Here is a 13,773-nt window from a genome sequence, read left to right as displayed (position 1 = left end):
GATCTGATCCAAGAGAGAACGGGCACCCCTTCGCGGGGGTGCCCGTTCTTTCGTCTCAGCCGCGGGTGAGCTCTTCGAGCACCTCGACGACGTGGCGGTACGGCTGTCCGGTCGCGCGGGTCATGCCGATCTCGCAGGTGCGGTTCGCAGAGACGAAGGCATCGAATCCGCCGCGGTCGGCATCCGCCGCGCGGATCTCGGCCGACTCGACGGCTGTGGCGCTGGCCGTGAGCTCAGGATGCAGCATGCCGCGGTCTCCGGCGAAGGCGCAGCATCCCCATCCCTCGGGAACGAACACCTCGGTGGCGACGGCCGCGGCGATCTCGGTGAGTGCGCCGGTCGCGCCCAGGGCGGTCGTCGAGCAGGTCGGATGCACTGCCACGCTGTCGAGCTTGGCGGCCACGGTGAGGTTGGGGAGCACCTCCCTGGCGATGTAGGTCGTGGCATCCTCGATCACGAGCTCTGCGTACTCCGGATACTCAGCGACGGACTTCGCGAGCATCGTGTGCAGGCCCTCGGTGCAGGAGGCCGCGTCGCACACGACCGGCAGCACGCCCTGCCGGCTGGCCTCCCACAGCGACGAGAGCACGCGCTCCGTCATCCGGTCGTAGCCCGCGAGGTGCCCCTTCGACTTCCAGGGGGTGCCGCAGCACATGCCGCCGGTGTCCTCGGGGATGACGACGGCGATGCCGGCTCGGTCGAGCAGAGCGCGGACCGCATCGCGGGAGCCCTCGCCGTGGCCCTCCGCCCCGAACATCGTGCCGATGCACGCGCCGAAGAAGACCGCTCGGGCGTCGGCGGGGTTCTGCGCTGCCGGGGCCTTCGTGCCGCCACGGGGCAGCCCGCCGTCGTAGAGGGGCACGGTGTCGGCACCGAGGAGGGCGCGCCCCACCTGGGTCACGCCCTTCACGAGGGGAGCGGGCATCGCGGAGGCGAATGTCAGGGCGGTGCCGCCGACGCGTGTGACGGCGCCCCAGCCCTTGGCGGCCGCGTCCCAGAACGTGTCCTCGATCTTCGACGACTCCTCGGCGCGGAGCCGACGGACCAGATCGCCCGTGTTGATGTCGACGGGGCAGGCGACGCCGCACATGCCGTCGACCGCGCAGGTCTGCACGCCGTCGTAGTCGTAGTCGGCCTGCAGGTCCCGCAGCAGCGCGGTGTCGCCCTGCTCCTCGGCCCAGGCCATGTCGCGGCGGATCACGATGCGCTGCCGCGGCGTGAGCGTGATGCTCACGCTCGGGCACGTCGGCTCGCAGTAGCCGCACTCGACGCAGCGGTCGACCTCGCTCTCGACGGTCGGCACCCGCTTGAGATCGTCCAGGTACGAGTCCGGGTCATCGGAGAGCACCACGCCGGGGTTGAGGATCAGGTCGGGGTCGAACAGCCGCTTGATCTCCCACATCATGTCGGTCAGCTCGTCGCCGTACTGGCGCCGCACGAACGGGGCCATGATGCGGCCGGTCCCGTGCTCGGCCTTGAGGGAACCCTGCTGCGAGAGCACCAGGGTGACGAGGTCATCGGTGAAGCGGCGATAGCGGGCGACGCTCTCGGGATCGTCGAAGCGCTCGTTGAGAAGGAAGTGCACGTTCCCGTCCTTCGCGTGCCCGAAGATCACGGACCCTTCGTAGCCGTGCTCCGCGAAGAGCTCGATGAGCCGCTCGCAGGTGGCGAGGAGGCGCGGGACGGGTACGACGATGTCTTCCAGGAGCGCGGTCGTGCCGGAGGGGCGCGCGCCGGCGACGGCGGTGTAGAGCCCCTTCCTGACGTGCCAGAGCGCCGCTCGCTCCGCGGCATCCGTGGTCAGGCGCGGTGCGATGGCCAACGGGAGCGATTCGAAGTGCGCCTGAGCCGTGGCGCTCGCCTGCACGAGTGTGTCCACGCTGTCGGAGTGGACCTCGACGAGCAGTGCGGCGTGACCCTGCACCTCGATCTCCGCGATCGTCGCCGGCACGTCGCTCAGGTCCTGCGCGACGCGGAGCGATGCCGCATCCAGCAGCTCGATGGTGGCGAGCCCGAGATCCGCGAGGTCGGGCAGCGCCGTCATCGCGGCCGAGAGCGTCTCGAACACGAGCAGTCCGGTGGCGACGGCGGGTCGCACCTCGATCGTCCGGAAACTGGCCTCGGCGACGAAGGCGAGGGTGCCCTCCGAGCCGATGATGAGGTGCTCGAGGATCCGCACCGGGTCATCGAAGTCGAGGAGGGCGTTGAGTCCGTATCCCATGGTGTTCTTCATGGAGAACTGCTGCCGGAGGAACGCGACGTGCTCGGGAGAGGCGAGGAGCCGGTCGCGCAGCGCCAGCAGTCCGTCGACGAGCGCAGGCTCGGCGGCGCGGAGCAGGGCCTCGGCCTCCGGATCTCCGGTGTCGAGGATCGTGCCGCTGGGGAGGACGATCCGCATCGACTCGATGGTCTGGTACGAGTTCTCGGTGATGCCGCACGCCATGCCGCTGGAGTTGTTGGCGACGACGCCGCCGATGGTGCACGCGATCTCGCTGGCGGGGTCGGGGCCGAGCTTGCGGCGATACCGCGCGAGGCGCGTGTTGACCTGCCGGACGGTGGCACCGGGGCCGACCCGGACGGTCGCGCCGTCGTTCTCGACGAGGATTTCGCGGAAGTGGCTGCGGGTGTCCACGAGGATGTCGCCGCTCACGCCCTGTCCGGAGAGGCTGGTGCCGCCGGAACGGAAGGTCATCGACCGTCCCGCGGCGCGCACGGCGCCGAACGCGCGCGCGACGCCTTCGGCATCCGCGGGGGAGAGGACGGCGTCGGGGATCAGGAGGTAGTGAGAGGCATCGTGCGCCCGGGCGAAGCGGTCGATCGATCGGGAGTGGACCTCGGTCGACGACCCGAGCAGGGCAGGGTCCAGCGGTTCTGCGAGTGTGGTCGGCACGGTGCTCCTCTGCTCCGCTCGAAGGATTGTCTGACAAGTGTACTGACTTCGGGTGATCTGGATAGACTGCTCGGATGACGACGGATGCTGCCCTGGGGATCGTCGGCGTGGTCGACGCCGTCACCCTCCGACTCCGTGGACGCATCCTGAGCGGCGAGATCCGCTCCGGTGCGCCGCTCACCGAGGCCGCGGTGTCGGAGGCGTTCGGTGTGGCCCGCCCCAGCGCGAAGGCGGCGATCGAGCAGCTGGTCGCCAGCGGTCTGCTGGTCCGCACGGCGCACCGCTCGGCACGTGTCGTGGGGATCGATCCGGAGACCGTGCGCGACGTCTACCGCACGCGGTCGCGACTGGAGAGCGCCGCGCTCCGCGAGCTGGCGATCACCCGCACCGTGCCGGCATCCGCTCTCGAGGCGAACGCCGAGATTCTGGCGATGCCACCCGGACCCGACGCCGCGACCGTCGACCCCGACCTGCGGTTCCACACCGCGCTGATCGACGCGCTCGGAAGCGACCGGACGGCGCGGATGTATCGCAGCGTCCTCGACGAGGCACGACTCTGCATGGCCCAGGTGCAGGGCCGGCGCCTGCTGGACGCCGCGGTGATCGCCGCGCAGCACGCCGAGATGCTGGAAGCCGTCGCCGCGGGCGAGGGCGATCGTGCGGCCGATCTCCTCGCCGCGCATCTCTCCTCGGCCGAGGAGAGACTGGTCGAGGCGATCGACGCCGACTGACGCCGCTCAGCCGGCCGTCACTCGGCCGGCGCCTCCTCGACCTGGATCGGGGCATCGGCCGGATCCGCCCAGACCGGCGCGGGCAGAAGCGTGTCGACCTGGCCCGCCTGGATGGCGCGGAGCGCCTCGGTGATCTCGTCGGCGTTCTCGGGCACGGCCAGGTCGCAGGCGCGCAGCTCGGAGGCGAACTGGAGCGTGAGGCGGATCTTGCCGGCCTCGACGGCCTCGGCCGTCGTGCCGGTGCGGATCTCGCTGCCCGTCTGGATCGCGGAGACCTGATCGCAGACGTGGTACACGGCACCGCCGTCGACCCAGACGACCTCGTCCTGGCCGAGAAGCTGGATCACCGCGGACTGATCGGCGGTGTACTGCTCGACCGACGGCGGGTTGAAGTCGATGCCCAGGACGACCGCGAGCGCCGCGAGAGCGATGCCGACGATGCCCGCGGTCGTCTTCTGCCCCTTGTCCATGTCCTTGTTCAGGAAGATCAGGATGATGAGCGGGAGGAACGCCACGATGGCGATGATCGCTCCGAGCTGGTTCTGGACGAAGAATCTGACCGTCTCGGACTTGCGCGCAGGGTCCAGGCGATTCGCCTTCTTCCAGAGCACCGACCCGGTGATCGACAGTGCGGCGATGACGACGAGGAGCACGAGGAGCGCGATGAAAGCCCACTGCGGGAACTGCGCCGTGACGCCCTGCTCCTGGAGGAGGCCGGTGTCGGGGTCGCGCACGAGCGTGCCGTCCTCGCCGACGAAGACGCGCTGACGGAGGAGCCAGAAGATGCCGACCGCCTCGCCGGCGATCGCGACTGCCCAGAGGACCGCGGCGATCCAGCGGAATGTCGTCGCCTTCTGCTTGGCGGCAGCCGTCGGCACCCAGCCCGCGGGCGGCTCCGCAGCGCTGGCATTCGTCGGCGCCTGCTCCGCGCGATCGACCTTCTTCTTCTCAGCCACAGCGGTCCTTTCCCCCTGCCGAAGGCCTCCGCGGCCCGATGCCCCCGAGCATAGTGGACCGCGTGTCCTACTCTGGGGACATGACCTCCGATTCCGACGACGCCCTCAGCTGGGAGGGCGACGACGCGCGGACCCCGAAAGACCCGGCGCTGCCGCAGGGGTGGAATGCCGTCGGGAAGGGCAGCGCCGACGTAGGCAGGATCGAGGAGGACGGATCCGTCACGCCGGCGGGGGAGACGGAGCGCGCGGGGCTGAGTACCGCGATGCTCCTCGTCCTGGGTGTCGTCGGCGGCGTCTACCTGCTCTACACGATCGGGTGGGTCGTCGGCGGACTGCGGCTCAAGCCGCTCGCCTCCTTCCTGGTCGACGATGCGATGTTCCTGCCGTGGTTCGTGCTCGCCATCGCCGCCCCGGCGCTCTGGTTCCTCGCGACCTGGGTGCTGACACGGGGGAGAGCGGCCTGGGTCCGGATCGCCTTCCTGCTGGCCGGCGTCGTGCTCCTCGTTCCCTGGCCCTTCGTCACGGTGGGGTGATCGGATCATGACCGACGCGCAGAGCACACCCGTCTCGGCCGGATCCCCGCGCTGGCTCGTCGGAGTCGTCCTCGGCTTCGCCGGCCTCCTCTACGCCTACGCGGTCTGGAACGCGGTCGCGCATCTGATCAACATGGCGCGCACCGGTCTGACCGGAACGGGCTGGATCACGCTGCTGTTCGGGGTGGTGTTCCCCGTCATCGTCTTCGTGTTCGCGTTCCTCATCGGCCGGCGGCGTCGCGTGGGCGAGCTGGCTCTCGCGCTGCTGGCCGGTCTCGGGATCGTCGCCGTCTTCTGGATGAGCCTGATCGCATTGAGCCTGACCCTTCCCAGCGCCTGAGCGTCTGTTCCCGCGTTCGAAGCCGGAGCGCGGTCCGACGCGGGCCGTCACACGCACCGAGCGCCGCGACCGCTCGGGTACAGTTGAGGTGATCGCGCCCCCATGGTGTGCGGCGCATCGGCCCCTCCCGCCTGTCGCGCTGCCCCGAAGGATTCTCTGTGCCGAAGCCCGTTGTGCTCATCGCCGAAGTGCTCTCTCCCGCCACGATCGAGGCTCTGGGCCCCGACTTCGACGTCCGTGACGTCGATGGCACCGACCGCGAGGCGCTCTTCGCCTCGCTGGCCGAGGCGGACGCGGTCCTCATCCGCTCGGCCACCCGCATCGACGAAGAGGCTCTGGCGCACGCGCCGAAGCTGAAGGTCGTCGCCCGTGCCGGCGTCGGACTCGACAACGTCGACATCAAGGCCGCGACGGCAGCCGGTGTCATGGTCGTGAACGCGCCCACCTCGAACATCGTCTCGGCCGCCGAGCTCACGGTCGGGCACATCCTCAGCCTCGCCCGCCGCATTCCGGCCGCGCACGCGTCGCTCGCCGCCGGACAGTGGAAGCGCAGCTCCTTCACCGGGGCCGAGCTGTTCGAGAAGACTGTGGGCATCGTCGGCCTCGGCCGCATCGGGGCGCTCGTCGCCGCGCGCCTCGCCGCCTTCGACATGCGCGTCGTCGCCTACGACCCCTACGTCACCTCCGCCCGTGCGCAGCAGCTCGGCGTGCAGCTGCTCTCGCTCGACGAGCTCGTCGCCGAGGCCGACTTCCTCACGATCCACATGCCGAAGACGCCGGAGACCACCGGCATGATCGGCGCGGAGCAGTTCGCCGCGATGAAGCCGACCGCGTTCGTCGTGAACGTCGCGCGTGGCGGCCTGATCGACGAGGAGGCGCTGCACGAGGCGCTCGTCGCCGGCGAGATCGCCGGTGCCGGACTCGACGTCTTCACGTCCGAGCCGCCCGCCGAGGGGGGCTCGGCGCGACCGCTGCTCGACCTGCCGAACGTCGTCGTCACCCCGCACCTGGGTGCGAGCACGGAAGAAGCGCAGGAGAAGGCCGGCGTCTCGGTCGCGAAGTCCGTGCGCCTCGCGCTCGGCGGAGACCTCGTGCCGGATGCCGTCAACGTCGCCGGCGGCGTCATCGACCCCTACGTCCGCCCCGGTATCTCGCTCGTCGAGAAGCTCGGCCAGATCTTCGCCTCGCTCGCGACCTCGCCGCTCACCAGCCTCGACGTCGAGGTGCACGGCGAGCTCAACGACTACGACGTGAGCGTGCTCAAGCTCGCCGCGCTCAAGGGCGTCTTCACCAACATCGTGAGCGAGACCGTCTCCTATGTGAACGCCCCGCTGCTCGCGGAGCAGCGCGGCATCGCGGTGCGTCTGCTCAAGGACGACGTGAGCGACGAGTACCGCAACGTGATCACCCTCACGGGGGCGCTCTCCGACGGCTCGCAGCTCTCGGTCTCCGGAACGCTCACCGGCCCGAAGCAGGCCGAGAAGCTGGTCGGGATCAACGACCACACGCTCGAGCTGCCGATCGAGAAGCACCACGTCGTCATGCTCTACACCGACCGTCCCGGCATCGTCGCGGTGTACGGCCAGAAGTTCGGCGAGGCGGGCATCAACATCGCCGGCATGCAGATCGCTCGTCAGGCGGCCGGCGCGCAGGCACTCAGCGTCCTGACGCTCGACTCGCCGGTCTCGGAGGAGCTGCTGGAAGACGTGAGCGCCGCCATCGACGCCGACCTGTTCCGCCAGATCGAGATCACCGAGGTCTGAACACGGGGTAGGAGAAGGGCGGAGAGGCGAGAGCCTCTCCGCCCTTCTCACGTTCGGCGGCGCGGTGCCTACGAGGTGGTCTTCAGGACGAGGGCGATCAGTGCCGCGAGCTCCTCGTCATGGGGGACGAGGCGCTCGGGCCCGTGCACGTCGAGCGAGTTGTTGAAGTAGAGGCCGTCGCTGAGCAGCATCACGAGATCGAGGCTGGTCCGGTCGCGGACATGCGGACGGATCGCGTCCTCCCAGCGGCGGCGGTTGTCGCGGAGGCCCTCCGCTGCGGCGACCGAGCCGCCCTGAGCGAGACGGGACGCGGCGATCAGGGCGCGATCGAGCGCGTCATCCTCCATCACCGATGTGCGGATGTAGTAGGCGACCGGCCCCTCCGCGGCTGTCGCCATGACCTCGAGGTCTGCGGTGGTCAGCGAGTCGAGCCGCTCCAGGAGGCCGGCTGCGAGCTCTTCCTTCGATCCGAAGTGGTAGAGCAGCCCGCCCTTGGAGACGCCGGCGGCTCTGGCCGTGGCGTCGAGCGTCGCCGCACGCTCGCCGTCGGCGATGACGATGGACTCGAAGGCGTCGAGCACCTTCTCGCGGGCGAGGGGAGGTCGGGGCATATCTGTTACTATACCAGCTGGACGGTTCACTAACGAGGCCGCCAAGATCCTGAGAGGTGTTCCATGACCCGTACTGCGTCGATCCCGACGACAGAGACGGATGCTCCCCGCGTCGGGGCCCGGGGCTGGGCGGCGCTCGTCGTCCTCATGCTGCCGGTGCTGCTCGTCTCGGTGGACAACACGGTGCTGAGCTTCGCGCTCCCCGAGATCTCCATCGCGCTCGCGCCCTCCGGTGCCGAGCAGCTGTGGATCATCGACGTCTATCCTCTGGTGCTCGCCGGTCTCCTCGTCACGATGGGCACCCTCGGCGACCGCTTCGGCCGCCGTCGCATGCTTCTGATCGGTGCCGTCGGCTTCGCCGCCGTCTCGGCGTTGGCCGCCTTCGCCCCCACCGCGGGACTTCTGATCGCCGCGCGAGCGCTGCTCGGCTTCTTCGGCGCGATGCTCATGCCGTCGACCCTCTCGCTGCTGCGCTCGATCTTCCAGAACCGCGACCAGCGCCGCATGGCCATCGCGGTCTGGGCCTCGGCGTTCTCCGCCGGTGCGGCGCTCGGGCCGATCGTCGGCGGGTTCCTGCTCGAGCACTTCGCGTGGGGCTCGGTCTTCCTCATCGCCGTGCCCGTCCTCATCCCGCTGCTGATCCTCGGGCCTCTCCTGGTCCCGGAGAGCCGCGACCCGAACCCGGGGCGGATCGACCCCGTCAGCATCGTGCTGTCGATGGCCGCGATGATCCCCGTCGTCTACGCGATCAAGTCGCTTGCGGTCGACGGGCCGTCGCTCGTCGCCGGAGGATGGGCGCTTCTCGGCATCGCGATGGGTGTGCTGTTCGTCCGTCGACAGAACCGTGCGACGATGCCCATGCTCGACATGGCGCTGTTCCGGCGCGGCACGTTCTCTGGGGCCATCCTCGTGAACCTGCTCAGCGTCGTCGCCCTGGTCGGCTTCCTCTACTTCGTCTCCCAGCATCTGCAGCTGGTGCTCGGCCTGTCGCCGATGCTGGCCGGCGTCGCGCTGGTGCCCGGCATGGCGGCGATGATCGTGGCCGGCCTCACGGTCGTGCCGATCTCGCGTCGCGTCCCGCCGCATGTGCTGGTGCCGAGCGCCCTGCTGTTCTCGGTGGCCGGCTACCTGATCGTCGCGTTCACGACGCACGCGCACGGCGTCGCGCCGCTGATCATCGCCTTCGTCGTGCTCGGCATCGGCATCGGCGCCGCGGAGACGATCTCGAACGAGCTGATCCTGTCGAGCGCCCCGGCCGAGAAGGCCGGAGCCGCGAGCGCGGTGTCCGAGACGGCCTACGAACTCGGGGCCGTGCTCGGCACGGCGATCCTCGGCGGCATCATCACGGCCTTCTATCGCGGAGCGCTCGTGCTGCCGGACGGGCTGCCCGCAGAGGTGGCGCACGCCGCGCGCGAGACCCTCGCCGGTGCCTACACCGCCGCGCGGGAACTGCCGACGACGCTCGGAGATGCCCTCTGGAACGCCGCCGCGTCGGCGTTCGGTTCCGGCGTGATGGTGACGTCCCTGATCGGCGCGGGTCTCGTCGTCGTGGCGGGCGCGATCGCGGCCGTCACACTGCGCAAGGCCCCCTCGCACTGAGCACTACGCTGGGATGACCGGTCCGCTCGACGAGCGAAGGAGCGCGACCGGTTCATCCCGGTGCAAGGAGTGTCATGTCGCGTGTCGTGAAGCTGGCCGTCATCCCCGGCGACGGTATCGGTCCCGAGGTCGTCGCCGAGGCCGAGAAGGTCCTCGAGGCGGTCACCGCGCAGAGCGACGTGGTCTTCGACAAGACCCGCTTCTCGCTCGGGGCCGCTCGCTTCCTCGAGACCGGCGACACGCTCACCGACGACGACCTCGCGGCCATCGCCGCGCACGACGCCATCCTCCTCGGCGCCGTCGGCGGCACGCCGGGAGACCCGCGGCTCAAGGACGCGAACATCGAGCGAGGGCTGCTCCTCAAGCTCCGCTTCACGCTCGACCACTACGTGAACCTGCGGCCGTCGAAGCTCTTCACGGGCGCACCCGGCCCGCTGTCGAACCCGGGCGAGATCGACTTCGTCGTCGTCCGCGAAGGCACCGAGGGCCCGTACGTCGGCAACGGCGGCGCGATCCGCAAGGGCACGCCGCAGGAGGTCGCCAATGAGACCTCGGTGAACACGGCTTTCGGTGTCGAGCGTGTCGTGCGCTACGCCTTCGATCTGGCCGAGCGGCGCCGCAAGAAGGTCACCCTGGTGCACAAGACGAATGTGCTCGTGCACGCGGGCGCGATCTGGCAGCGCGTCGTCGACGAGGTCGCTGCGGCCCACCCCGACGTGTCCGTCGACTACCTGCACGTCGACGCTGCGACGATCTTCCTGGTGACAGACCCTTCGCGGTTCGACGTCATCGTCACCGACAATCTGTTCGGCGACATCCTCACCGATCTCGCCGGCGCCGTCACGGGCGGCATCGGCCTCGCGGCATCCGGGAACATCAACCCCGACGGTGCCTTCCCCTCGATGTTCGAGCCCGTGCACGGTTCGGCACCGGACATCGCAGGACAGCAGAAGGCCGACCCGACGGCCGCGATCCTCTCTGTCGCCCTGCTGCTCGATCACCTCGGTCTCGCCGAAGAATCCGCACGCGTCAGCGCAGCGGTCGAGACCGATATCGCCGCTCGCAGCGCGGCTCGCACGACGGCGGAGATCGGCTCCGCGATCGCCGCGCGCCTCTGACCTTCAGGCGTAGGCTGAGAGGGCGCGACGATGCGCCCACCCACGAGGAATGGATGACGACATGACGACCATCGATGCTGAGTCGACCGTGGCTCCACTGGAGTTCGCGGTGACGAAGAACCTGACCGCAGCCTCGCCCGGACGAGTGGCCGAGGTGCACGAGAACCCGGGGTTCGGCGTCGTCTTCACCGATCACATGGTCGACATCTGCTGGTCGGCCAAGGGCGGCTGGCACCGGCCGCGCGTGCAGCCGTATGGACCCATTCCGCTCGACCCCGCGGCATCCGTCCTGCACTACGCCCAGGAGATCTTCGAGGGCATCAAGGCCTACCGCCATGAGGACCGATCGATCCACACGTTCCGCCCCGACCGCAACGCGGCACGGATGCAGGCCAGCGCCCGGCGCCTGGCGCTGCCGGAGCTGCCGACCGAGTACTTCATCCAGTCGCTGCGCGAGCTCGTCGCGGTCGACGGGCACTGGGTGCCGTCGGGCGCCGACCAGAGCCTGTACCTGCGGCCGTTCATGTTCGCCAAGGAGGCCTTCCTCGGCGTCCGGGCTGCGCAGAAGGTCGCGTACTACGTGATCGCGAGCCCCGCCGGCGCCTACTTCTCCGGCGGCGTGAAGCCCGTGCGTATTTGGCTGTCCGAGGACTACGCCCGCGCGGGCAAGGGCGGCACCGGCAAGGCGAAGACGGGTGGCAACTACGCGTCGAGCCTGCTGGCGCAGAGCGAGGCCAGTGCGAAGGGCTGCGATCAGGTCGTGTTCCTGAACGAGCACCGCAACGTCGAGGAGCTCGGCGGCATGAACGTCGTGTTCGTCTTCAAGGACGGCCGCGTGGTCACGCCCGAGTCCGACAGCATCCTCGAGGGCATCACACGCGACTCGCTGCTGCAGCTCGCTGAGGACCGCGGGTACACGGTGGAGAAGCGTCCGATCTCGATCGACGAGTGGCGCGAGGGCGTGGCATCGGGCGACATCGTCGAGGTGTTCGCGTGCGGCACGGCCGCGGTCGTGACTCCCATCGGCGCGCTGGTCGGCGACGGCTTCGACGAGCCGCAGCCGCTGGGCGAGCTGGCGCTGTCGCTGCGCGAAGAGCTCACCGACATCCAGTACGGTCGCCGCGAGGATCGGCACGGCTGGCTGCTCCGCCTCGACGCCTGAGGGCGGGCGCGCTCGCTAGGCTGGAACCATGAAGATCGCCCGGTTCAGCCACGACGACGCCATCATGTACGGGATCATCGACGGGACCGACCTCGTCGTGCTCGCCGGAGACCCGATGTTCTCGGGATACGAGACGACGGGTGCGCGCGTGCCGCTGGCGGATGCCGCGCTCCTCGCCCCGGTGATCCCGCGGTCCAAGGTCGTCTGCGTCGGCAAGAACTATCACGATCACGCCGCTGAGATGGGGGGAGTGGCACCAGAGGAGCCGCTCCTCTTCCTCAAGCCGAACACCGCGGTGATCGGCCCCGGTGACGCGATCGTGCGTCCGACGCTGTCCGAGCGCACCGAGTACGAGGGCGAGCTGGTGGTCGTGATCGGCAAGATCGCGAAGAACGTGAAGGCCGAGAACGCGCTCGACTATGTGCTCGGTTACACGATCGGCAACGACGTGACCGCGCGGGATCTGCAGCGCAAGGACGGCCAGTGGTCGCGTGCCAAGGGGTTCGACACGTTCTGCCCGCTCGGTCCGGTCATCGAGACGGACTTCGATCCGGCCTCCGCGAGCATCGAGACCCGCGTCAACGGCGAGGTGCGCCAGCAGGCTCCGCTCACCGACATGATCCACTCGGTCCCGGCGATCATCGAGTACGCCTCCGCTGTCTTCACGCTTCTTCCCGGTGACGTCATCATGACCGGCACTCCGGCAGGCGTGGGCGAGTTCGGCGCCGGCGACGTCGTCGAGGTCGAGATCACGGGTCTGGGGATCCTGCGCAACAGCGCACGCAACGCCGCAGCGTCCTCATGAGCGGTGTCGCCCTGACGGCGGCCGAGCAGAACGCCGTGCAGCGGCGCACCGTGCTCGTCCTGTCGTTCGGGCAGGTTCTCGGCGGCATCGCCTTCGGTGCGACCGTCTCGCTGGGCGCGTTGCTCGCGGCGGACATCTCGGGCAGCGATGCCCTCTCCGGTCTCGCGACCGCCTCGGTGACCCTCGGCGCGGCGGTCTGCGCCATCCCTCTGGCGCGACTGGCCGCGCGGGTCGGCCGACGGCGCGCTCTCACCCTCGGGAACCTGTTCGCTCTCGTCGGCATCGCCGTGGTGATCCTGGCCGCGTCGCTGCGGGTGTTCCCGCTGCTGCTGGCGGGGATCCTCATGATCGGTGCAGGCAACGCCGGGAACCTGCAGTCGCGGTTCGCGGCGACCGACCTCGCGGCACCGCAGCATCGCGGTCGGGACCTCTCGATCGTGGTGTGGTCGACCACCATCGGGGGAGTGGCGGGGCCTCTGCTGCTGGGGCCGGGCGAGATCGTCGGGCAGGCGATCGGGATGCCGCCGCAGACCGGATCCTACGTGTTCTCCTTCGTCGCGCAGTGCGCGGCGCTGATCCTGTACGTCGTCGCACTGCGACCCGACCCGCTGCTGGCGGCGCAGCGACTCGCGAAGGCGGCGGCCGCGGCGACCGGGACACCGTTCGCCGATCGCCCCCGCGTGGCGCGCTACGCGATCTTCGCCGTCGCAGGATCGCACGTCGTGATGGCTTCGGTCATGGCGATGACGCCCGTGCACCTCTCGCACATGGCGCACGGCGCGCACGGGATGGCGCCCACTCCGGCGGATGTGTCCGCTCTCGTGGGCATCACGATCGCGCTGCATGTCGGCGGCATGTACGCGCTGTCGCCGCTCTTCGGTGTGCTGGCCGACCGCTGGGGAAGGCTTCGTGTCGTGCTGCTGGGGCAGGTGCTGCTCGGCGGCGCCCTGGCCTTCGCGATCTTCACGGGGACCGAGCAGTGGGGTGTCATCGCGGCGCTGATCCTGCTCGGCCTCGGGTGGAGCGCGGCGACCGTCGCCGGTGCCGCGCTCCTCACCGAGGCGTCGGCGCCCGAGGTCCGCACGCGGCGGCAGGGTCGCAGCGACTCCCTCATGAGTCTGTCCGCCGCAGCCGGCTCTGTGCTCGCCGGCGTCGTCCTCTCGAACTTCCAGTACGCGGGGCTCGGGGTCGCGGCATCCGTCCTCGTCCTGGCGATCGTCGCGCTCTCGCCCCTCGGACGGACCCCGGCCCGCTGAGGTCCTGTG

Annotated in this window: 12 protein-coding genes; 9 read left to right on the top strand and 3 right to left on the bottom strand. The window is 69.8% G+C overall.

Going from position 1 to position 13,773, the window contains the following annotated elements; genetic code table 11:
* Nucleotides 1–55: 55 nt before the first annotated feature.
* On the bottom strand, nt 56–2,890 hold the full coding sequence (locus tag ABD648_RS03630) for an FAD-binding and (Fe-S)-binding domain-containing protein (protein ID WP_282217341.1): 2,835 nt from the start codon (nt 2,888–2,890) through the stop codon (nt 56–58).
* Nucleotides 2,891–2,964: 74 nt separating this feature from the next.
* Here ABD648_RS03630 and ABD648_RS03625 point away from each other — a divergent pair, with 74 nt between their 5' ends.
* The gene (locus ABD648_RS03625; protein WP_282217340.1) at nt 2,965–3,621 is read left to right on the top strand and encodes a GntR family transcriptional regulator; all 657 of its coding nucleotides are present in this window, start codon (nt 2,965–2,967) and stop codon (nt 3,619–3,621) included.
* 17 nt (nt 3,622–3,638) lie between these two features.
* Here the strand turns inward: ABD648_RS03625 and ABD648_RS03620 are convergent, their stop codons facing one another.
* Nucleotides 3,639–4,577 (bottom strand): hypothetical protein, encoded by a 939-nt coding sequence (locus tag ABD648_RS03620; RefSeq protein WP_282217339.1) that lies wholly within the window; start codon nt 4,575–4,577, stop codon nt 3,639–3,641.
* 80 nt (nt 4,578–4,657) lie between these two features.
* Between ABD648_RS03620 and ABD648_RS03615 the strand changes: the two genes are divergently transcribed.
* The 3 genes from ABD648_RS03615 to serA all read left to right on the top strand — a co-directional run bounded on the left by ABD648_RS03615 (nt 4,658) and on the right by serA (nt 7,213).
* Nucleotides 4,658–5,110 (top strand): hypothetical protein, encoded by a 453-nt coding sequence (locus tag ABD648_RS03615; RefSeq protein ID WP_282217338.1) that lies wholly within the window; start codon nt 4,658–4,660, stop codon nt 5,108–5,110.
* 7 nt (nt 5,111–5,117) lie between these two features.
* Entirely contained in the window at nt 5,118–5,450 is a 333-nt protein-coding gene (locus ABD648_RS03610; RefSeq protein WP_282217337.1) for a hypothetical protein, read from the top strand.
* 158 nt (nt 5,451–5,608) lie between these two features.
* Nucleotides 5,609–7,213, top strand: a complete 1,605-nt coding sequence (serA, locus tag ABD648_RS03605; RefSeq protein ID WP_282217336.1) for a phosphoglycerate dehydrogenase — start codon at nt 5,609–5,611, stop codon at nt 7,211–7,213.
* Nucleotides 7,214–7,281: 68 nt separating this feature from the next.
* Here the strand turns inward: serA and ABD648_RS03600 are convergent, their stop codons facing one another.
* Entirely contained in the window at nt 7,282–7,824 is a 543-nt protein-coding gene (locus ABD648_RS03600; RefSeq protein WP_282217335.1) for a TetR/AcrR family transcriptional regulator, read from the bottom strand.
* 63 nt (nt 7,825–7,887) lie between these two features.
* On the opposite strand from ABD648_RS03600, the gene ABD648_RS03595 reads away from it, so the two are divergent.
* From ABD648_RS03595 to ABD648_RS03575, 5 genes are all read left to right on the top strand, one after another.
* On the top strand, nt 7,888–9,423 hold the full coding sequence (locus tag ABD648_RS03595; RefSeq protein ID WP_282217334.1) for an MFS transporter: 1,536 nt from the start codon (nt 7,888–7,890) through the stop codon (nt 9,421–9,423).
* A 74-nt stretch (nt 9,424–9,497) separates the two neighbouring features.
* The gene (locus ABD648_RS03590) at nt 9,498–10,541 is read left to right on the top strand and encodes a 3-isopropylmalate dehydrogenase (protein ID WP_282217333.1); all 1,044 of its coding nucleotides are present in this window, start codon (nt 9,498–9,500) and stop codon (nt 10,539–10,541) included.
* Between the two features lie 61 nt (nt 10,542–10,602).
* Entirely contained in the window at nt 10,603–11,703 is a 1,101-nt protein-coding gene (locus tag ABD648_RS03585; protein ID WP_282217332.1) for a branched-chain amino acid aminotransferase, read from the top strand.
* Nucleotides 11,704–11,731: 28 nt separating this feature from the next.
* Entirely contained in the window at nt 11,732–12,508 is a 777-nt protein-coding gene (locus ABD648_RS03580) for a fumarylacetoacetate hydrolase family protein (protein WP_282217331.1), read from the top strand.
* Nucleotides 12,505–13,764, top strand: a complete 1,260-nt coding sequence (locus tag ABD648_RS03575; protein ID WP_282217330.1) for an MFS transporter — start codon at nt 12,505–12,507, stop codon at nt 13,762–13,764. Before ABD648_RS03580 ends, ABD648_RS03575 begins: the two co-directional genes overlap by 4 nt.
* The last annotated feature ends 9 nt before the right edge of the window (nt 13,765–13,773 follow it).

The organism is Microbacterium luteolum (assembly GCF_039533965.1).
Taxonomy (GTDB): Bacteria; Actinomycetota; Actinomycetes; order Actinomycetales; family Microbacteriaceae; genus Microbacterium; species Microbacterium luteolum.
This window is presented reverse-complemented; position numbering and strand designations above follow the sequence as displayed.